Annotated in this window: 17 protein-coding genes; 11 read left to right on the top strand and 6 right to left on the bottom strand. The window is 38.9% G+C overall.

The window, feature by feature from the left end; all coding sequences use genetic code 11:
• Position 1 precedes the first annotated feature (1 nt).
• Both MHI08_RS18200 and MHI08_RS18195 read left to right on the top strand, forming a co-directional pair.
• Complete coding sequence (locus tag MHI08_RS18200; protein WP_342499850.1) at positions 2 to 1,468, top strand: glycoside hydrolase family 1 protein; 1,467 nt, start codon at positions 2 to 4, stop codon at positions 1,466 to 1,468.
• Between the two features lie 30 nt (positions 1,469 to 1,498).
• Positions 1,499 to 2,347 carry a PRD domain-containing protein gene (locus tag MHI08_RS18195; protein WP_125586962.1) on the top strand — a complete coding sequence of 283 codons (849 nt, stop codon included), beginning with the start codon at positions 1,499 to 1,501 and terminating at the stop codon, positions 2,345 to 2,347.
• A gap of 97 nt (positions 2,348 to 2,444) precedes the next feature.
• Here the strand turns inward: MHI08_RS18195 and MHI08_RS18190 are convergent, their stop codons facing one another.
• Positions 2,445 to 3,623 carry a Rap family tetratricopeptide repeat protein gene (locus MHI08_RS18190; protein WP_326134158.1) on the bottom strand — a complete coding sequence of 393 codons (1,179 nt, stop codon included), beginning with the start codon at positions 3,621 to 3,623 and terminating at the stop codon, positions 2,445 to 2,447.
• Positions 3,624 to 3,977: 354 nt separating this feature from the next.
• Between MHI08_RS18190 and MHI08_RS18185 the strand changes: the two genes are divergently transcribed.
• Positions 3,978 to 4,247 (top strand): hypothetical protein, encoded by a 270-nt coding sequence (locus MHI08_RS18185; protein ID WP_235183653.1) that lies wholly within the window; start codon positions 3,978 to 3,980, stop codon positions 4,245 to 4,247.
• Between the two features lie 32 nt (positions 4,248 to 4,279).
• Here MHI08_RS18185 and MHI08_RS18180 read toward each other — a convergent pair whose 3' ends face one another.
• From MHI08_RS18180 to MHI08_RS18165, 4 genes are all read right to left on the bottom strand, one after another.
• Positions 4,280 to 5,041: an ABC transporter ATP-binding protein gene (locus MHI08_RS18180; protein WP_342499849.1), complete on the bottom strand. Its 762-nt coding sequence runs from the start codon at positions 5,039 to 5,041 to the stop codon at positions 4,280 to 4,282.
• A 13-nt stretch (positions 5,042 to 5,054) separates the two neighbouring features.
• On the bottom strand, positions 5,055 to 7,382 hold the full coding sequence (locus tag MHI08_RS18175; RefSeq protein WP_342499848.1) for an ABC transporter permease: 2,328 nt from the start codon (positions 7,380 to 7,382) through the stop codon (positions 5,055 to 5,057).
• Positions 7,379 to 8,632, bottom strand: a complete 1,254-nt coding sequence (locus MHI08_RS18170) for an MFS transporter (RefSeq protein ID WP_280149114.1) — start codon at positions 8,630 to 8,632, stop codon at positions 7,379 to 7,381. The genes MHI08_RS18175 and MHI08_RS18170 overlap by 4 nt, the downstream gene beginning before the upstream one ends.
• Positions 8,633 to 8,701: 69 nt before the next feature.
• Positions 8,702 to 9,352: a TetR/AcrR family transcriptional regulator gene (locus MHI08_RS18165; RefSeq protein ID WP_280149115.1), complete on the bottom strand. Its 651-nt coding sequence runs from the start codon at positions 9,350 to 9,352 to the stop codon at positions 8,702 to 8,704.
• A gap of 161 nt (positions 9,353 to 9,513) precedes the next feature.
• Here MHI08_RS18165 and MHI08_RS18160 point away from each other — a divergent pair, with 161 nt between their 5' ends.
• The 8 genes from MHI08_RS18160 (at position 9,514) to MHI08_RS18125 (ending at position 19,617) form a co-directional block, all read left to right on the top strand.
• Positions 9,514 to 10,626 carry a sugar diacid recognition domain-containing protein gene (locus MHI08_RS18160; protein WP_342499847.1) on the top strand — a complete coding sequence of 371 codons (1,113 nt, stop codon included), beginning with the start codon at positions 9,514 to 9,516 and terminating at the stop codon, positions 10,624 to 10,626.
• A 118-nt stretch (positions 10,627 to 10,744) separates the two neighbouring features.
• Entirely contained in the window at positions 10,745 to 12,016 is a 1,272-nt protein-coding gene (locus tag MHI08_RS18155; protein WP_342499846.1) for a GntP family permease, read from the top strand.
• A gap of 29 nt (positions 12,017 to 12,045) precedes the next feature.
• Complete coding sequence (locus MHI08_RS18150; protein ID WP_342499845.1) at positions 12,046 to 13,197, top strand: glycerate kinase; 1,152 nt, start codon at positions 12,046 to 12,048, stop codon at positions 13,195 to 13,197.
• A gap of 253 nt (positions 13,198 to 13,450) precedes the next feature.
• On the top strand, positions 13,451 to 16,561 hold the full coding sequence (locus MHI08_RS18145) for a CDP-glycerol glycerophosphotransferase family protein (protein WP_236626609.1): 3,111 nt from the start codon (positions 13,451 to 13,453) through the stop codon (positions 16,559 to 16,561).
• Between the two features lie 67 nt (positions 16,562 to 16,628).
• Complete coding sequence (locus MHI08_RS18140) at positions 16,629 to 16,967, top strand: zinc ribbon domain-containing protein YjdM (RefSeq protein ID WP_024423969.1); 339 nt, start codon at positions 16,629 to 16,631, stop codon at positions 16,965 to 16,967.
• A 320-nt stretch (positions 16,968 to 17,287) separates the two neighbouring features.
• Entirely contained in the window at positions 17,288 to 18,217 is a 930-nt protein-coding gene (locus MHI08_RS18135) for an ABC transporter ATP-binding protein (protein ID WP_342499844.1), read from the top strand.
• Complete coding sequence (locus MHI08_RS18130) at positions 18,214 to 19,164, top strand: ABC transporter permease (RefSeq protein WP_087978092.1); 951 nt, start codon at positions 18,214 to 18,216, stop codon at positions 19,162 to 19,164. Before MHI08_RS18135 ends, MHI08_RS18130 begins: the two co-directional genes overlap by 4 nt.
• Before the next feature lie 24 nt (positions 19,165 to 19,188).
• The gene (locus MHI08_RS18125; protein ID WP_120207996.1) at positions 19,189 to 19,617 is read left to right on the top strand and encodes a DUF4064 domain-containing protein; all 429 of its coding nucleotides are present in this window, start codon (positions 19,189 to 19,191) and stop codon (positions 19,615 to 19,617) included.
• Positions 19,618 to 19,658: 41 nt separating this feature from the next.
• Here the strand turns inward: MHI08_RS18125 and MHI08_RS18120 are convergent, their stop codons facing one another.
• Entirely contained in the window at positions 19,659 to 20,987 is a 1,329-nt protein-coding gene (locus MHI08_RS18120; RefSeq protein WP_024427570.1) for a citrate:proton symporter, read from the bottom strand.
• Positions 20,988 to 21,125: the final 138 nt, after the last annotated feature.

Below are 21,125 nucleotides of genomic sequence, written 5' to 3'. Positions count from 1 at the left end.
TATGAAAAAAATCAAAGGTTTTCCAAAAGGATTTTTATGGGGCGGCGCCATTGCTGCTAACCAGGCAGAAGGCGCCTGGAATATAGATGGAAAGGGACCGTCTGTTGCAGATATTGCAATGTACCGTTCCAACTTGAGTGTAGAAGATTATGAAGGTCATCTTGCTGTTACCACTGAAAATATAGATCGTGCGATGAAAGACCCAGACGATAAAAAATACCCAAAGCGCAGAGGTGTTGATTTCTATCATCACTATAAAGAGGATTTGGCTCTCTTTGCTGAAATGGGATTTCAAACACTTCGCATTTCTATTGCATGGAGTCGTATCTTCCCTACTGGAGAAGAAGCGGAACCGAATGAAAAAGGGCTGCAATTTTATGATCGTGTATTTGCAGAAATGAAAAAACACAACATAGAACCGATCGTGACACTCTCTCATTATGAAATGCCATTAGCCCTTAGTGTGAAATATAACGGCTGGGTTGAAAGAAAAGTAATCGACCTCTTTGTGAAGTTCGCCAATGTTTGTTTCGAACGTTATAAAGATGATGTGAAATATTGGCTCACTTTTAATGAAATTGATAGTATTCACCGCCACTCTTTCATTACAGCGGGAATTATTCCTGATCGCTGTCCAGAAGGAAAAGTGGAAGAGACGGTGTACCAAGCACTTCATCATCAATTTATTGCATCTGCTCTTGTAACAGCAGATTGCCATCGTATCATCCCAGGCAGCCAGGTAGGATGTATGCTGACTAAATTGACAACGTATCCGCATACGTGCCACCCGAATGATGTGGAACAAGCTTTGAAACAAAACTTAGAAAACTATTTCTATGCAGATGTTCAGGTATTTGGCGAGTATCCACCGCTGATCAAGCGCATGCTTGAGAGAAAAGATATTCATATTCAAATGGAAGCAGATGATCTAACCATTTTAAAGGAAAACACAGTAGATTTTATCTCATTCAGCTACTATATGTCTTTAACGGAATCAGCCCAAGAAGGATTAGAAGAGACAGAAGGAAATACCATTCGTGGAGTCAAAAACCCTTATCTTCCTTCAACTGACTGGGGCTGGCAAATTGATCCGGTTGGTCTGAAAATTTCTTTGATCGAATTGTATGATCGCTATCAAAAACCTCTTATCATTGTCGAGAACGGCATGGGTGCAAAGGATGTAGTTGAAAGTGATGGCTCAATTCATGACGACTATCGTATTAACTATTTTAAGGAACATTTCCGTCAAATGAGAGAAGCCATTGAAGAAGGCGTCGAGCTCTTCGGATATACGAGCTGGGGCTCAATTGATATTATTAGTGCAGGTACATCACAAATGTCAAAACGCTATGGCTTCATTCATGTAGATCAAGATGATGACGGGAACGGGACATTAAAACGATCTCGAAAAGACTCATTTTATTGGTACAAAAAAGTCATTGAGACAAATGGTGAATCGCTTGATTGAACACCACAATCATGAAAACAGGTGATGACGATGTTTAAAATCAAAAAAGTTTTAAACTCGAGCGTGGTCCTGGCTGAAGATCAGAACCAACAGGAGATGGTTTTGTTCGGCCGAGGAATTGGCTATGGACAGAAACCAGGTCAAATGATAGAAGAGAAAAAAGCGGACCAAGTCTTTATGTCAGTCGATAACATGAGAGCAAAAGAATTTCTTCAACTGTTAGATTCAATGCCTCAGGAATTTATCGATTTAACTCAACACATCGTCCAATATGCAGAAAAACGTTTAAACTCAAATTTAAATTCAGGTATTTATTTTACCTTAATGGATCATTTGAATTTTGCAGTGGAACGTCATAAAAAGAATATTAATATTACGAATCGCGTGTATTGGGAAATCAAAAATTACTATACAGAAGAATTTGAAGTAGGAAATTACGCACTTGAGTTAGTCAATGACACATTTGGCATACAATTACCAAAAGAAGAAGCTGCCAATATCGCCTTTCACTTAATTAATGCATTAGGTGAAGAGTCCGAGTCGAAAGATGGTATGAAATACGCCAAGATGATCGGAAGTATTGTCAATCTTGTGCGCTACACGTTGAATATGGAAATGGATCAAGAGAATATTCATTACAGCCGGTTCATTACACATGTGAAATTCTTCGTAGAAAGATTTTATGCTGATAAATTATTATCAGATCAAGAAAATGAGTTATTTGAACAAATTGCACACTTATATCCTCAAGCGATGGATGTTGCTTTTAAAATCAAAGACTATATTAAACAGGTGCATAGTATCGTCATTCCTAATGATGAGCTTACTTATCTTGCGGTACATATACACCGCCTCATATGTTATCAGCAACTAAAATAAATGTGGAACCACTTGCCTTGATGAGGCGAGTGGTTCTTTGTATGACCAATGTTTATATTAAGTTCCGATAGGTCGTTCTGTTGTACCAGGATTGCCATCATTTAATGGATTGAAAGCCCCTATTTGTCCTAAAACAACGATGGTCAAAGTGATGATCAATAAACTCATTTTTTTCATTAGAATTCCCCCAGTCAATGATAGGATGTTTCATGCGATCAGCTTCCTTTAAAAAGAGATAGGCTTGATGAATTGCTCCCAGCTCTTCAAAGTGTTTTGCAGCTAATGCACTTAATTCACAGACTCCTTCAGCATCTTTTAATTTTTTAAGAATGCTGATTTCATCGAAACAGGCTTGAGCTTTTTGAGCCATATCTTCAGTGAAGTATAGATGGTAAAGCAAATTCATTTTTGCTATATAGATGGGGCATTTCTCTGATTCATGTTTTTGGTTCACCAATTCGAAGTAATAGAGAGCTTGTGTCCTTTCATCGATAGAAAGCAGCTCTTTCATTAACATGTACATGGAGTGATGAAAGTAACACGAAGAGAGGTAGTCTTCATCACTAAGAGCCTTTTCTAGGGCATCAATACATTTTTTGGATTCGCCAGCTTCGGCGTATAAAATGCTGATATTATGATAAAGCTGTGATGTTAGAAAATGATCGTTGAGACTGTCTGCGATGTGTAATGCTTTTTTGTAGTAGTCTTCTGCTCTTATAAAGTCACCAATGTCCATATAATTAGCAGCGGCGATGACAAAGGCTGCAGCTAGTCTTCTCTCATATCCTTCATGACTTTTGAAAATATCAATAGCATTCTGAATATAGTGTAGAGAAATCAGGCTTTGACGAAGCAGCATATATAAGTTAGCGATTTTCGTATGAAATTCTGCTACTTCTATTTCATCAGGAATGTGTTGTAGTTTTTTCTCGGCAATTTTAAACAGTCCAATGGCTGATGCATAGTCTCTTTTATATGAAGCGTAAAGGGCTTTGTATAGGTAAAAGTAGTATTCAATTAAGTCGTTTGTTTTAGAGGGGCAATCTGGCTCTGGCTGTTCCTTCAGTTTTGTACCTCTCCGTTCATATAACATGAGCTTATACTTGCCTTCTAGCAATGAGTAATAGGTCAAAACTTCCTGATTTTCTTCCATTTTTTGAAGTAATTCTTTTAATTCTGTATACATTGCTTTTGCACTGTGTACATCATGCTTGCGAATTGCAATTCTCCAATCATTTAAACGATTCCCCACCTGTTCAGCAGAAATGATAGCCATGGAAATTTCACCTCTTTAAGATCCTTTCACCTGTTTCATAAAAAACGATATCACAATTTTTGGTAAAATATAATCGTTTCTGCGAGGTGATTGACAAGAGGTAATAAAAAGGACCTAAGGTCATGTGATGTACGATATTGTAAGGGTGATTGCTTGTTAGCACAAATGAATAAAATCTCATTTTGGAAATCTAAAAAAGGGATATATACAATGGATTTTATGATAATGAACGAAAATATCGCTCGTATATTTGGAATAAAGAAGTTTTAGCTATTTCAGAGGAAAAATGGAAGGTCGATCTAGGAAAGAAAATCATGTATGATGTTGCTAGATCATGAGATAAGAAACTGGTAGATGACGACAAAAGTAAGTATTAAACACAAACTCCGACCTTTTAGAAAGGATGTTGAAATGAAAAAAAGATTTCAAAGTTTAAATAGACAAATCACAGTCATTATCGCGACTCTGTTACTTGTTTTAGTGACTGTTTATATGTCAAAGAGATACTTTTATAGCAAAGAAATTGAGCTGCTGACAGAATCTTGTCAACAAGCTGGCGGCAAAATTATCTTAGAAACAAATAGTTTGTCTATGGATTACTCGTTTGAGTGCCAGAAAAAGTAGAACAGGCAGTTTCCTGCCTGTTTGTACTCAAATTAAAAACCTAAATCTTGCAGCCAATGATTTAATCTCATTTCTCGTTTCTCGACAGTTGAACGGTCATATCTTCCTAATTGTAAACTGTCTGCCATTTCTCCGTCATTCATAAACATGATTCTTTCAGAACGAAGAGCCACCTTGTGGTCATGTGTGACAAGCAGCAGTGTTGCTCCTTCAGAGTGGATTCTTGAAAAAACATTCATTACTTCCTTTGTTGTACTGGAATTAAGAGCACCTGTTGGTTCATCAGCGAAAAGTATGTCTGGTTCATTCATGAGCGCTCGGCAGATAGCGGCTCTTTGAAGCTGTCCTCCCGATACTTCTGTCAAATATCTATTTGCCAAATGATCAATTTCAAGTTTTTCCATTAAATATTGAGCTCGTTCATTCACTTCTTGTCTTGGCTTTTTCTTTGCTAAATAAGCTGCTGCAATGATGTTGTCAAATAGATTAAGATTTTTTAATAAGTGGCTGTGCTGAAAGACAAATCCCATCTCAGTTAAGCGCAGAGCACTTAACTGTTTGTCTGTCATTTCTGATAGTGATCGGCCTTTATATTTGATCTCTCCTGTTGAAGCTTTTTCTATGCCGCTAAGCTGATAAAGTAAGGATGTTTTCCCACATCCAGAAGGTCCCATAATGGTCACGAATTCCCCACGCTTTATCGATAAATGAATATTCTTAAGAATCGTTTGTTTCTGTCCTTTTAATGAATCGATATGCAATGACAATTGCTGCGTTTCAATCAAGTGTTCCATGTGAAACATCTCCTTATAAAAGTGTATGCCTTGTCGTTTGACTAGAAAAAAACGTCTTCAATAACCAGGTGGTCAAAGCTAAATTGACAATAACTAGTGTAACGGGGTACACAACTGACACCCATTGCGGTGACAGCCACTGGAGGCTAGATGCCCCTAATGTTGCTCCACCTATACTCATCAAAGCAGGACCAATGGTACTCACCGCGATTGTTCCAATAAAGGCGCCAAAACACAGAACAACGATAAAACTCGTTATATATTGTGCTGTTATATCTGTTATAGAAAATCCAATTGTTCTTAGCATGTGGTTTCGGATCGAATCTTTCGCCTTTAACATGTGCAGAAACATGAATAGCATTAAGCTGGCGGTTCCAAAGGCAGCTAATGCAGCAAAAAATGCAATGACTTTTACAATAGCTGCTGTGCTGCCGATCGTTTGATGAACGTATTCTTTCATATCTGTCACTTTTGCAGGAGATACCTTTTTTTCAAATATTGTCTTTTTCTCTGCAATATTTACTCCTGGCTTTAGTTGGATTTGAATGGTTTGCCAAAGAGCTGTTTGAGGAAATGGCTGTGATATTGCTTTTGCTGTTTTGCCCCCATTGGTTACGTCCTGATAAATACCTGTCACCGTTCTTTGGATTTCATGCCCATTAGTTACGAGAGTGATTTTTTCTCCTATCTTTTTCTGAAGTGAATCTGCATTTAATACGGATAAGGCAATTTCTTCATTCTTTAAAGGCTGCCTCCCTTTTAAATAGTTGAGGGGAAATGCTGAGAGTTCACCTGTTTCTAAGTAGAGCGTTTCTAATGTGTTCTCCTTTGATTTCACCTGAAGAGAAGTAGTTTTATAGATGGCTGCTGTTTGTATGCCCTGATCTTCACGAATCATTGATTCTATTTCGTTTGTCTTTTTCGCTAGATGATTTCCTTGGCGTATATCCATTCGAAGGTCACTTTTGCCAGAGCCAAGGTATGTGATGAAATCCGGTGATTGTAAGGTATGCCATAGCTGAATAGGCATGAGCATTAAAAATGTACAGAGTGCAATAATACAAGTAATCGTTGTGTACAACTTCTTTCGTGATATCAGGTCTTTTAAACCAAGCCAAATATTGATCGGTATGAACCTGCTTTCCTTGAGGTGCATAGGTATTTTTTTCTTGTGATTCGGTGAATTGATAACACCTTGAAGTGCTTGAGCAGCTGATATTTGACCAAACTTTCTTAGGACAGCATAGCTGCAAGAGATGACGATTATTGCCGTCGCAATAGAAACAAAAAGCGGGATTAACCAATGAGCAAAAGAAGGCTGATTCCCCATGTATCGGTGAATATTGGTTGTAAACATATCACCAAATATAAGCGTTAACACATATCCTGCTATACACCCTGCACAAGCAAGCGCGGCATACTTACCAACGTATAATTGCTTGATTCTTGTTAAAGGGACCCCAAGCACCTTCAGTATGCCAATTTCACGTTCATCCTCTTCTATTGAAGCCGTCATAGCAAGATGGAGAGAGAGAAGGGCTATACTGATGAGCAGCAGGCAAACAAGCAGGAGAATGGCAATGACCATTCCATCTGTCAATGCATTCAGCATACGCAGTAAAGGTAGTGTGACAGATGGACCTTGTTGTGGCAGCTGTGATGATTGATAGATTGCTTGAAAAGCATCTGTCTGCGAGGCATCATGTAGTAAAAATTCGATTAAGTACTCTTTTTGTTGAAACACTTGATTTATTGCATCCCAATCCTCGTTATGAAGAAGAAATCTTTTTGAACTGACAAGACTGGGGTTCATTTGTGCATCTCGCAAGAACGCTTTGATGCGAAAGATGAATTGATTAGCTCCTTTCTCAATCAGTAATGTTTCACCTATGTTAAGCCGATACTTTTGTTGAAAATAAATTGGGACAGCCACTTCACCTTTATTGACAGTAAGCTTTTCGTTTTGTTCATCTAGAAGAAAATCAAAGTTGTGATTTTGCTTCACAAATAAATGATCCATCACACCTGCTTTGGCAGGCTCATGTCCGAACCTGATGTTTGCATGTTCAATTGGTATCATTGGGACGATGTGATGGGCTTTTACCATGGATTGCTTGCTTGAAAATACTTCAATGTCTTTTTCATTTAGGTCGCCGTCATGCATTTGGACAAAGTCTGGCGCTTTGGCAGAATGGAGCAGGTTAGAAATGGAACCATTCAGCTGTACGATCATTTGAGCTGCACTTGCTGCGAGAAATGAAGTCATCATGATGCAAATGGTTAAGCCGATTGAAATGAGACGGTGTCGGGTTAAGTCTTTCTTTATAAACGCTAATCTCATGAGGCTGCTTCTCCTTCATGCTGAAGCATATTTTTTGTTAAGCAGGCTAGTGCAAACATGAAAGTACTGACGATGAGCACCGTCACATACATGGTGGCTGAAAACGTATTGAACAAAAATCCATACATCATTTGGCCAAGCGGAGCAGCACATTGAGAAACCATTGTCAGATTGGCCATTACTTTTCCTAATTGATGATTTGGTGTTTTCTTTTGAACATGTGAAATCACAACGATTGAGATCATAGTTAGCAGCATAGCAATTGGAAGACATCCTGCTAAAAAGAGAAAATAAGCTGGATAAGTACCAAATTGAAGAGCTGTTTTGGATGTTGAGAGCGCCACAGGCAGCAAGATGACTGCGATGACAAGAAGCCAGCGATATAAAGTAGGAATGCGCCAATGCTTCGCTACAAGTCCAACTAGCAGAGCCCCTGCGATGACAGCGAACTCAATCAAGCCCATGCCTATTCCATACATGATGTCACTGCTCTTCATTGTGACCCTTAAAATGATTGGTCCCCCAACAATAAAAAATGGTGTAAGGATGAAATTTAACATTGCGGCAAGCAGCATGGCTCTTTTTAAAAATGGCTGGCTGCCAATATAAGAAAATCCTTGTTTCATATCTTTTATGAGTACCTTGCTCATGGACTCTGTCAGCGGACTAGGGGAGAAGGAAATGTTTAGCCGTAAAAGCATGCAGGCTGATAGAAAAAATACGATGGCACTCGCACCGATGATGGATTGGCTTCCAATCATTCCGTATAGAACTCCTCCGATAATAGGTGCGAGAACACCTGAAAGTGCCTGAACGCCATTGACAATGCCGTTTGCTTGTTCTAATTGCTCTTGTTTCACTAGCTGTGGAATGCTGGACATGACAGCGGGAGCATAGAACGTACTCATCACGCCAAGCAGTATCATGACAGCTCCGATCATATAGAGTGAATCATTTCCCGAAAATAACCAAAAATAAAAGGCAAGAATCATCATGCCGGTGAGGACATCAAATAAAATCATTAAATTCCTTCTGTTAAATCGGTCAGCGATTGCACCAGCTAACGGTGAGAGAAGGAGCGGGATATTGGATAAAGCGAAAAGTAAGGCATATAAATCAACTCGATGCGTCATATCCAGTACGTGTAAAGATAGAACAAACCGAATGAGAGAAGATCCGAAAACGGAAATAATCTGTCCGAGAACGAGGTAGATAAAGTGGGATGACCCTCTTTTGGATAACAAAGACATGAATATCACTCTCCTTTTAGACCGACCGTCAGTCTATAATGTATGCAGGATTGGTATTGAAGTGACCAATCACTGATTATTTTCATCCAGCTCTCCAGATAATCGCTTCAGCAGGAATGAAAAGCTCCCCTTTTCTGCATGCAATGAGGATTCGAGTATATCTATAAAAGCTAAAGCGCGTTGTATACTTTCTTCGGCTGTCCATTGAAAAAGGCCTTCATCAAATATGACCTGTGCAGAAGCAAGGAGAAATTCAACCGTCTCTTGCGGATACTTCGTTTTGAATGTCCCTTCCTCTACACCTTGCTGAATGACATCTGCCAATACTGGTGATAGTTCTTTAATGGCTTTGATTAAGCTTTTTTGATGCATTTCTGCATTAGAAGGCTGATGGAACTGATCGATCATGCCCTGTTTATGGCTTCCTTGCTGAGGTGATTGCGCCATGATGATACGAAATAGTTTGTCAATGACTGGAAGGTCTGGTTCAGCTGCAATACGCTTTGCTACGATGATATCTTCTTTGATGATCCTGTCAATAATGGCATCCATTACTTCTTCTTTTGATGCAAAGTAGTAATAAAAGGTTCCTTTTGCAATGCCAACGGCTTTTAATATGTCAATAATCGTTGTTTTCTGATAGCCTTTGGTTGAAAAAAGCGCTTCGGCTGCGTTTAATATGTCATTTTTACGTTCCTCAGGATGTTTAACGGTTCTCATAAAGCCATCCTTTCTTTTAACTAGACTGTCGGTCGGTTCTTGATTTGATTAAACACTTTTCAGGGTGTCTTTGTCAATGGCTGGTTTTTAAACACTTTGCATTTATTGTTCAAAGACACTATGATACATTGAATGAAAAAAACCTTCAGGGGAGATGACAAATGCAATTTTTGACCAGTGAATTGGCTCAAGAAATGGTTGAACGTACGATGCATATTTTACATAAAAACATCAATGTGATGAATGCAGATGGTGTCATTATTGGTTCTGGTGAACGAAACAGGATTGGCCATAAACATGATGGTGCACGGCTTGTGCTGACAAGCGGGAACAGTGTGGAAATTGACCAGGAGACCTCTTTGCGCTTAGAAGGGGTGAAACCTGGGATTAACTTGCCTATCTGCTTCCATGAACAAGTAGTTGGTGTGATTGGAATTACTGGTGAACCAGAGGACATTCGGCATCATGCCGAGCTGGTGAAGATGGCAGCTGAACTGGTGTTAGAGCAATCTTTTCTGCTTGAGCGGGTTCAATGGCGTCATCGAATAGAGAGTGAAATTGTCAATCAGTTGATTTCATATTCTGATGTTGGGGATCATCAGCTGAAAAATCGAGCTGCTTGGCTGGGGATGGATTTAGACAAGCGCCGAATGGCTATTGTTTTTCAGCCAGTTCCATCCTCAGAGGATGCTGTTCATAAATTGATGCATGCGATTCAATATGATAAGAATGCGGATGATTTACTTGGCATGACCTTTTGTCATGAATTGATTCTTTTAAGTCAGCCCATACCTGAACATCGAGTAAAGCAGGCGGCAGGTCATCTGCAAAAAACAATGCAAAGAGCAGTAGGAAGCCAAGTGTTAGTGGGGATAGGGACTGTCGCTGAAGACATCAGCCAGCTGCCAATTTCTTTTCAGCATGCGAGAGAAGCCCTGAGGTTAGGGAAGGCTCTTGAACCGGAAGAAAGTATGTATTTCTTTGAATCGTATCAGCTGGAAAGCTTATTCATGATGGCGGGAATTGCTGAAAAGAACAGTCGATGGACTGACTTTTACAAGCCTTTGACACAAGAAGCAGAGCTCGCCCATACATTAAGGGTTTACATTGAAGAGGGCGGTGATTTGCAAAGAATTGTTGATCGTTTATTTATTCATCGGAATACATTGCGTTATCGTTTAGACAAAATTCAAGGATTGACTGGAAAAGATCCTCGTCATGTAAAACAGTTAATCGAGCTTTATATGGCGCAGCTAATGACTCAACTATCTTGATTGTGCAAATGCATAATTCGGTAGAATGGTCAGTTAAAAAAGTTCATCCAGATTCACAACACAAACCCTTAGGGTAAACGCTTACAATTGGAGGGAGATATTTTTAGGGGGATTGAGGATGAGTGGAGATGTGACGGTAAGTACTCTGGGAGCCATGGCGGCGCTTGTGATCGCGATTGTTCTCATTCTAAAAAAAGTATCACCTGCTTATGGCATGCTGGCAGGTGCATTCATTGGCGGTTTGGTTGGCGGTGTAGATATTGTTCAGACCGTCAACGTCATGATGGAAGGTGCTAAGGACATGATTCCGGCTGTCCTTAGAATTATGGCCGCAGGTGTACTGGCTGGTGTTCTCATTGAGTCGGGTGCAGCGTTATCTATCGCTGAGGCCATCGTGAAAAGGCTTGGTGAGGCGAGGGCACTATTAGCACTCGCTCTTGCAACGATGATTTTAACAACAGTGGGCGTTTTTGTAGATGTTGCGGTTATCACAGTAGCGCCCATCGCACTTGCCATTGCCAAACGCGCAAAGCTCTCAAAAACGGGAATTCTCCTTGCTATGATTGGAGGCGGGAAGGCAGGGAATATCATGTCACCGAATCCGAATGCCATTGCCGCTTCAGACGCTTTTGGTGTACCTCTGACTTCAATGATGGCTGCAGGAATCATTCCAGCTGTGTTCGGGTTGGCTGTTACATATGTATTAGCTAAAAAGCTTGCAAACAAAGGGACACCCGTTCTTGAAGAGGAAACTGGGCAAAGTAAAGTTCAAATACCTTCTTTTTTTCAAGCACTGGCTGGTCCGCTGGTTACCATTTTATTGTTGGCTTTAAGGCCGCTTTTTCAAATCAATATAGAACCAATGATCGCTTTACCGATTGGAGGGATTGTAGGTGCTCTTTTCATGAAAAAAGGGAAATTTCTCAATGATTATGCGATGTCGGGGCTTCATAAAATGTCAGGTGTAGCGATCATGTTATTAGGGACAGGTACATTAGCAGGAATCGTATCGAATTCTTCCTTAAAAGATGTGTTTATTCAGGCACTGGATGCATCGGGTTTACCTCCATATTTACTTGCGCCTACTTCAGGGATATTTATGTCAGCCGCGACCGCTTCGACAACAGCAGGAACGGCGGTAGCGAGTGGTGTGTTTAGCGGAACACTGATTGGGCTTGGTGTATCTGCTCTTTCAGGGGCAGCCATGATTCATGCTGGCGCAACAGTGCTTGACCATATGCCGCACGGGAGCTTTTTCCATGCTACAGCAGGAAGTGTTCAAATGGATATTAAAGAGCGTTTGAAGCTCATGCCTTTTGAATCGTTAATCGGTTTGACGTTAACCGTTGTATCGACCATTATTTTTGGCGTTTTCCAGCTGTTTGGCTGAGGACATGATAAGAAAAGAGGGGCTTTAGGATGAAAATTGTGATCGCACCAGATTCATTTAAAGAAAGTTTATCTGCTTATGAGACAGCATGTGCCATTGAACGAGGATTTCGTTCTATTTTGCCAAACGCAGAGTATATCAAACTGCCGATGGCAGATGGAGGAGAGGGGACCGTTCAATCGTTGGTTGATGCGACTGGCGGACACATTGTTCATCAAGTGGTCACGGGCCCGCTTGGTGAGCCAGTGAATGCCTTTTTTGGCATGTTAGGAGACGGTCAGACTGCTGTCATAGAGATGGCTGCAGCCTCTGGTTTACATCTTGTACCCCGAGAAAAACGTAATCCATTATGGACGACATCAAGAGGAACTGGAGAATTAATACTTGCAGCTCTGGATAAAGGAGCGAAGCACGTGATCATTGGGCTTGGCGGAAGTGCAACAAATGATGGCGGCGTTGGAATGATGCAAGGATTAGGTGCAGATTTCCTTGATAAAACAGGACATTCCCTGACGTCAGGCGGCGGGGCACTTCATCAATTAGCTTCAATTGATTTATCTGGACTCGATCCAAGACTGCAATCCGTCCGTCTGGAGGCGGCTTGTGATGTGGATAATCCTTTAACGGGTGAGAGAGGAGCGTCTGCTGTTTTCGGTCCTCAAAAGGGAGCAGATGAAGAAATTGTTCAAGTGTTAGACAAGAATCTGGCTCATTTTGCACAAGTAGCTGAAAAGCAGTTCAATGTCTCCTTTGGAGATGCAGCAGGGGCAGGAGCGGCAGGAGGACTTGGTGCGAGTTTATTAGGCTTTTTACAAGCCGATTTGCAAAGAGGAATCGATATCGTGCTGAAGGCTGTTCATTTTGATGACGTCATCAAGGAGGCAGATCTTGTCATTACGGGAGAAGGCCGAATTGACCGGCAGACCATTTATGGAAAAACCCCAATCGGCGTAGCCAAAGCAGCAAAGCAGTATAATCTGCCTGTGATTGGTATTGCAGGCTCTCTTGCAAACGACAGTGGAGTCGTACACGATCATGGAATTGATGCACTGTTTAGTATCGTTCCAGGTATTACCTCTCTGTCTGAGGCGATACGAGATGCGGCTCTTCATGTAGAAAGAACAGCTCGGAATATCGCAGCTGTGATACAATCCAGCCTAATAAAACAAAAAAACTTGTAGATGCATCTACAAGTTTTTTTGTTAAAAAGATTCACAAAATACACATGAAAACGAATGAAAAGCCCTATGAAAATACTGAGAAAACAATTTATAACAACTATTCATTTTTGAGGTTTTGAATTATAATGTTTAGGATGTCAGTTGTGGGAATTTAGTCCCTCAAGATGATATTTGTCTTTCAAATATAAAATTTTGTGAGATACTTTGCAGGAAGTTTATATAGATGAGAAATAATTCAAAGGAGTTTTTTAAATTGAACAACATCAGGGACAAAAAGATATGGATTTTTAATGCTACTAATTCATTTGTTGGAAATCCTAAATGGTTATTTATTTATGTGAATAAATATCGTCCAGATATTACAGCATATTGGATGTGTGACGACGAAGAAGTAATTAATAGAATTAGAAGTTTAGGATACAATGCAGAATTATACTCTTCTAAAAAAGCAGATAAAATTAAACAACAAGCTGGAGTTTTTGTTGTACATCAGGTAAAAGAACATATACCCGTATTATTTAAAGATGAAGTTGTCATTCTCAATTTATGGCATGGCGTTGGATGTAAATCTATAGAGCGAAAAGTTAATTCAGTCCAATTAAAAGAAAGAATATACAAAAAATATATTAAGTATAATTCTGTTTTTAAAAATAATCAGCTGTTCTTGGTTACTTCTCCGTTAATGGAGAAGCACTTTAAAGAACAAGTCGGTATAGATGATGACAAAATTATTAGAGCTGGATATCCAGCTGTAACGTATAAAGAGTCATTTTCTTCTTATAATCATGATATTTTGAAAGAAAAAGGACTCCCTGAAGATACGAAAATTGCGTTATATGCTCCAACATTTAGAGATGGATCAACCACTGCATTTTTTGGAAAAGCGATACCTGATATGGATAAATTAATAGAAACATTAAAAGAAAATAACATGCTAATGATCTTTAAAATGCACTATTTAGTAAATAATGATTATCAATATAATCTTTTGAAAGAGAAGTACAAAGATTGTCCACATTTGCTATTCTGGAATGAGGATAATGATGTTTACGAAATTTTCAATAAAATTGATATCGCTATTATGGATTATTCATCGATATTTTACGACCTGCTTGCAGCTGGTGTCAAACATTTCACACGTTATATCTTTGATTATGATGAATATAATAATTTGCGTGATTTCGTTTTTGACTATAAAGAGATGACTTTTGGACAAATAACAAATAACTTCGAGGAGTTATTAGAATATCTGAGTTCTTATGAAGATAAGGTGGAAGAAGATAGAAGAGAAGAGATTTATGATCTTTTTTGGGAATACACTAACGACAATTCTTTTGAGGAAATTATTGAAAAAACGCTAAAGTTTAGTCCTGAAAAAAGAGATTTTCCTACTTTATATAGTTTTGATCTTTTTGATACGCTTATTCAAAGAAAAACGTTGGAACCGGTAGGGATATTTTTCTATGTTGGAGAGGCGGCTAAATACAGTGGACTAAAATTCCCTTCATATTTAGTTGAGAACTATCCACGTGTAAGAGCCCAGGCAGAATCTTATGTTAGGGATTATTATAGAAAATCCTTAATCATTCGAGAAGATGATAGATTAGAAATCTTTTTTGATGATATTATGCGGAGATTACAGGATTTATATCATTTAACAGATCAGCAAGTAGAATTTTTAAAAGCAGAAGAATTTAAAGCAGAAATAGAAAATATAGAACCTATGAAAGATAGAGTAGAATACGTTGCGGAATTGGTTAATCAAGGAAATGACGTTGTGTTAATTAGTGATATGTATTTACCTAAAGAAGTTATCTTAGAGATGTTAAAGAATGCGGATGAACGTCTGGCGGAATTACCTCTATTCTTATCTAGTGATTACGGTGATCAGAAAACAACAAGAAAACTCTATTTAAGAGTATTTGAGGAAATGAACTATAATTACAGTAAGTGGGTACATTATGGGGATAATCAAGCAGCAGATTTAAAGGCAGCAAAATCTCTAAATATACAAGCTGTACATCATCATATGACAAAATTTAACGCGTATGAGAAGCAGTTAGTAAACAGAACTAGAACCTATGATTCTTACTTAGCTTCAAATTTATTAGCTAGATTTAGAGAAACAAATAATGATGCAACTAGTTATTATGCTTATTCTTATGTAAGTATGTATTTTGTTCCGTATATTCATTGGGCGATTAAACATGCTATGAGAAAAGGAATTGATACACTCTATTTTATTTCAAGAGATGGATATTATCTCAAACTTGTAGCAGATTCAATAATCGAAACAAATAAGTATGATATAAAGACGAAATATATTTATGGTTCAAGGAAAGCATGGAGAATTCCATCTTTCATAGATAAAGTGGATGAAGAATTCTATTCCGTTTTCGGAAATTTTGAAGGCATGACCGATTTTGGTAGTGTACTAGATGCATTATCAATGAATGAATCTAAATTCGATGAAATATTCCCAGAACTAAGCCATCTAAAAACCATTAATAAGATTGATAAGAACACAAAAGAAGCAATAAAAACTACAGCAAAAAACTCTCTAAAATATGAAGAATATTTATTAAATAAGGCAAAAGAAGATAGAGAAATCATTACAAAATATTTGAAACAAGAAATTGACTTTAGTGAGCGTTTTGCATTTGTGGAATATTGGGGAAGAGGTTATACCCAAGATTGCTTAGATCGATTATTAAACGATGCATATGGAAGTAAAATAGAGACAATATTCTATTATGCAAGAAGTATTTATCCAACTACAGGTACTTCAGTTAGATATAATTATACTTCTAAAATGACCTCTCTAATATTTATAGAGTCAATTTTTGCTAATATACCATATCAAAGTATTACAGGATATTATGAAAAAGATGGTATAATTAAACCTGTAATTAAATCGAGAACATATGAAACAAAACTTCATGATGCTATTAAAGAACATACTGTAGAATTTATTAAACATTTCTATTCACTTCCTCTAACAGATGAGGATAATATTGAAAGAAGCTTATACGATTATGCGGTTGATTATTTCAGAGTGCATCCAACAGATCATTACATTCTGAATGTTTTTGCTCCCTTGAAAGATTCAGTAAGATTATACGAGCCAGAAGTTGAATACGCTCCTGAAATAACGTTAAAAAAGGTCATGCCTAAATTAGTCGGCAAACCGATTGATTTAGAGACAAAAAATATGAGAATGTCACTGGCAAGGTCATCTAAAGGAATCAAATTTTTACACAGGTTAGAAAAGAAATATTTTGAGAAAATTCAAAAGAGAATAAGAAACAGAATGGCTAGAAATAAAAAAATACTGAAGAATATATCGAATGTATTTAAAGTTTAATTTGCAGAAATCGGAAGGTCATCTATAAAGTGTCTTTCCGACCATTATTCTTGTGGAGGAAACAAAAATGTCTAATCTACCGAATTGTCCTTCGTGCAGCTCACCTTATACTTACGAGGACGGCAGCCTGCTGGTTTGTCCTGAGTGTGCGCATGAATGGTCACTTGAACAAGAACAAGCGGCAGAGGAACAGCTTGTGGTCAAAGATGCGAATGGGAATCTGTTAAGTGATGGGGACACGGTCTCTGTCATTAAAGACCTAAAAGTAAAAGGTTCTTCATCCGTTTTGAAAATAGGAACAAAGGTCAAAGGCATTCGTTTAGTTGAAGGCGATCATAACATTGATTGTAAAATTCCTAGCTTCGGCGCAATGAAATTAAAATCAGAGTTTGTGAAAAAGATATAATGTATGAAAAGAGGCTGTAAGAGGCCTCTTTTCTTTATTTTTAGGTGAAAGGAATAATCTCAAACAAAATTCCATACATATATACCTGTTGAAAAAGGTTCATTTTTAAAAAAAATCAAGCCTCTTTTCACATAAAAATCCGCAGTTTTCTTAACTCTACCTTAAAAAAGGCAGATGATTCGCTAAATTTTGGCTAATCCCCTTCACAACTTTTGGGCATTGCTGTACCATATGGAAGTGTTCTTCTATTTTTGACGGATCATGGTGTTTATCAGGAAATAGAATGATAGATGATACTTAGACAAAGAAGGAGAGGTAACGTGACGAACGTTTTAGAACTGCATAATGTATCTAGACATATTAGCGGGAAAAAGATTGTTCAAGACTTGAGCTTTTCTGTCCAAGCGGGCGAAGTCTTTGGCTTCTTAGGACCTAATGGTGCAGGGAAAACAACAACCATTCGTATGATGGTCGGTCTTTCTCCCATTACATCTGGTGACATTCTGATTAATGGCCATAGTATTCAAACATCCTATCAGCATGCCATCCAACATGTCGGTGCGATTATTGAAAATCCAGAAATGTATAATCATTTAACGGCAAGACAAAATCTTGTTCACTTTGCCAGAATGAATGGGAAAGTGGATGAAGCGCGAATTGATGAGCTGTTAGAGCTAGTCAGCTTGCAGCATGTGAAGCATAAGCGTGTGCGTACATTTTCATTAGGAATGAAACAGCGATTGGGCATTGCGCAGGCACTCATACATAGACCGAAACTGCTAATCTTAGATGAGCCGACCAATGGACTTGATCCTGAGGGGATTCGAATGATACGAGATTACTTGAGAAGGCTTGCGAAGGAAGATGGGCTGGCTGTAATTGTTTCAAGTCACCTCATGTCAGAGATGGAATTGATGTGTGATCGCTTTGCAATTATCCAAACCGGAAAGCTGATTGCGATTGAGGATCAGCGTGCTGAGACGAAGCAGGATGATTTGGTTAATTATCGAATGAAGGTAGCAGCCGGGGAGCTTGAAGAAGCACAGAAGCTCATTGATGCATTTGAGGAAGGCGTCACTGTAAGAGAAGAGGAGCAGTACTTATTTTTCTCTATGCCAGAACAAAAAATGCCAGAATTAATCCGTCATTTGAGCAGCGCGTCTATTCATTTGTACGAGATCAAAATTGAAAAACAAACCTTAGAAGATAAGTTCTTAAGCTTAACAGGTAAAAAGGAGGCAGACGTATGATTCGCCTCATTCAAAACGAGTGGATGAAGATTAGTTATCGTGTTGGTACTTGGATTATGGTTGGGCTTCTTGTTTTAGGTATGGTTGCCACGTTGATCTTTGTAGTGAAAACAAATGACAAAGATCAAGCTTCAGGTGATTGGAAAACCCAGCTAGAAATGATGAATAAGGAAAACAAGAAGGAGCTCAAAGAGACAGAGAATGGTTTCTTTAAAAGAGAGCTTGAAAAAGAGATCACTATTAATGATTATCGAATCAAGCATAACTTGCCGCCAGCTGATCAGTTTAGAGACAGTGTATGGGACTATGTGAAAACAAACGCCAATTTACTTCAGCTAGTCGGTGTGTTTGTGATCATTATTGCTTCCACCATTGTATCGGCTGAATACAAGCATGGTACAATTAAATTATTATTGATTCGTCCACCATCAAGGCTAAAGATCCTAATATCTAAATATATTACGGTGCAGCTGTATGCTCTTTTACTTGTTGTGGTGCTATTTATCTTGTCATTCATATTGGGTGCTATTTTCTTTGGACTTAACACTGATTATGTGAATTTGGTGTATCAAAATGGTGAAGTGATTGAACGTTCGCAGTTTGCAAATATGGTCTATTATTATCTTGCTCATTGTGCAATGTTTGTCGTTTTGGGAACCCTTTCGTTCGCCATTTCTACAGTATTTAGAAGTGAAGCTATCTCCATTGCCATTAGTGTTTTAGCGTATATTGTGGGTGGATCAGTCACAGGTATTTTAATGCTCTTCTTTGATTGGTCAAAATATCTGTTATTTGCAAACGATCCATCTCAATACTTTATGGAACAGGTTACTATTATCGATGGTATGTCTCTAGGATTCTCACTAACCGTCCTAGTCATCTATTGGGCTATTTTCTTAGCTATTGCCTTAATCGTCTTCCAAAAACGAGAAGTAAAAACAGGTTAATTTAATTTTTTAGGAGGTTTACACATGATTAAACGTAAAGGTGAAAAAATTATGGGGATTATTAGTATTGTCCTCAATGCCATTGGTGTCGGGTTTGGGGCATTAATCCTTTCTGTGGGTCCATCATTTTATGATGAAATCAATGAAGTGTTAAAAGAGGAAGGGGAAACATTGCCGATTGAAACGCTTCAGGCTTCGGTTCATGCATTTGGTACTCAGTTCATGGTCGTTTCCGCAATTGCGGCTGTGCTGTCGATTGTAGGTGTGATTTTCTTGAAAACCGACCGTCGTGCCGTGCTTTCAGGTATTCTTTTCTTGGTTTCTGCTGTGACTCTTTTAATTGGAACAGTTGGCCTTGCATTCGCTCCAATGGTTCTATTGTTTATCATTGGATTAATGTCTCTTATTAGAAAGCCGAAATCAGACATTCACACAAGTGAATATCCTTCATAATGAAAGAAAAGACATGCGCATATCCGCGCATGTCTTTCTTTTTAAATGATGCCAATCAGCATCGCCACGAACAAAAGGATAATACTGAATCCCCACATCCAAAAGAAGGAGTAGCGGATGTGTTTCCCCATATCAACCCCTGCAAGACCTACAGCGAGCCAAACAGCGGGAGCAAGCGGGCTGACAAAGGTTCCGATGATGTTCCCAATCATCATGGCATATGCCGCAGAAGTGCCTGGTACGCCAACTTCAGATGTAATGGATTCAACAATTGGCAGAAGGGCGTAATAATAGGCGTCTGTACTTGTCAGCATATCAAGCGGCACTCCAAGCATCCCAACAATGATATGTAAAAATGGCAGCAAGAAGGCTGGTAAAATGTGAATACTGTCAACAGCAATGGCTTTCAGCATCCCTGTGCCTTCAAGAATTCCTAAAAATGACCCTGCGGAAAAAATCACAGCCGCCATCATCAGCGCACTAGGTGCGTGTGCCTTGATCCTTTCCATTTGCAGATTCACATTCGGAAAGTTAATTAATAGTGCGAGAGACAGGCCAATCATAAACATAAAACTAGCAGGCATCACGTTCAACACGAGAAGCACCACAACACACAAAAACAGAACAAGGTTCACCCAAATGAGATGATAACGCTTTAAAGAGGCGTCTCCCGTTTCACTAATAGACTGAATGGCACGATCCCAATCTGCACCTTCTAGCTGAACCGCGGCTATTTCATTTGCAGCAATTTTCACCCGAATTCGCTTTTCTTCCCTCTTTCCTAAAATGAATGCCATTCCTAACACGAGTACAACGCCAATGAGCTGAATTGGAATGAGCGGCACCCAGAGTTCAGAGGGGTCCATATTCAGGACACTTGCTGCCCGTCCAGTCGGTCCAGCCCATGGAATCATATTGGTTAATCCGGCACTCGTCCCGATTAATAACAGCAGTAAATAAGGACTCATATGTAATTTTTTATAAAGCGGAAGCAGTGCAGGTACAGTTAATAAAAAGGTCGTAGCCCCTGCTCCGTCTAAGTGTGCGATAACCCCAATCAAAGCAGTTCCCATTGCAACTGTGACAACATTTCCTTTTGTCAGCTTGATTAAAGTCTTAATTACAGGTTCAAAGAACCCTGTATCTTGCAAAATACCAAAAAATAAAATGGCGAAGATAAACATGGTCGCCACCGGCAATACTTTGATAATCCCTTCCTCAAAGAAGGTTTGAATGTCATTGATCCCAAATCCCGCAATGAGCGCCCCTATTAAAGGCACCATGACCATGGCGACAATTGGACTTGCTTTCCCCCAAATCAGCAGCACAACAATCGTTAAAATAATCATCAACCCAACAAACGTTAACATAAGCCCCTCCCCCTACAAATAAAACGTTTACATTTGTCTATACTTTTCATCCAATGCATTCCCACAGGTGCATTGAAAAAAAAGGGTATCAAATTTATGAGTATTAAGCAACCGCTTTCATACCTATACAATGGTAAA

It is taken from the genome of Bacillus sp. FSL M7-0791 (assembly GCF_038627085.1).
Taxonomy (GTDB): domain Bacteria; phylum Bacillota; class Bacilli; order Bacillales; family Bacillaceae; genus Bacillus; species Bacillus safensis.
Note: the sequence above shows the minus strand (reverse complement) of the source record. Positions and strands in the feature narration are given on the sequence as shown.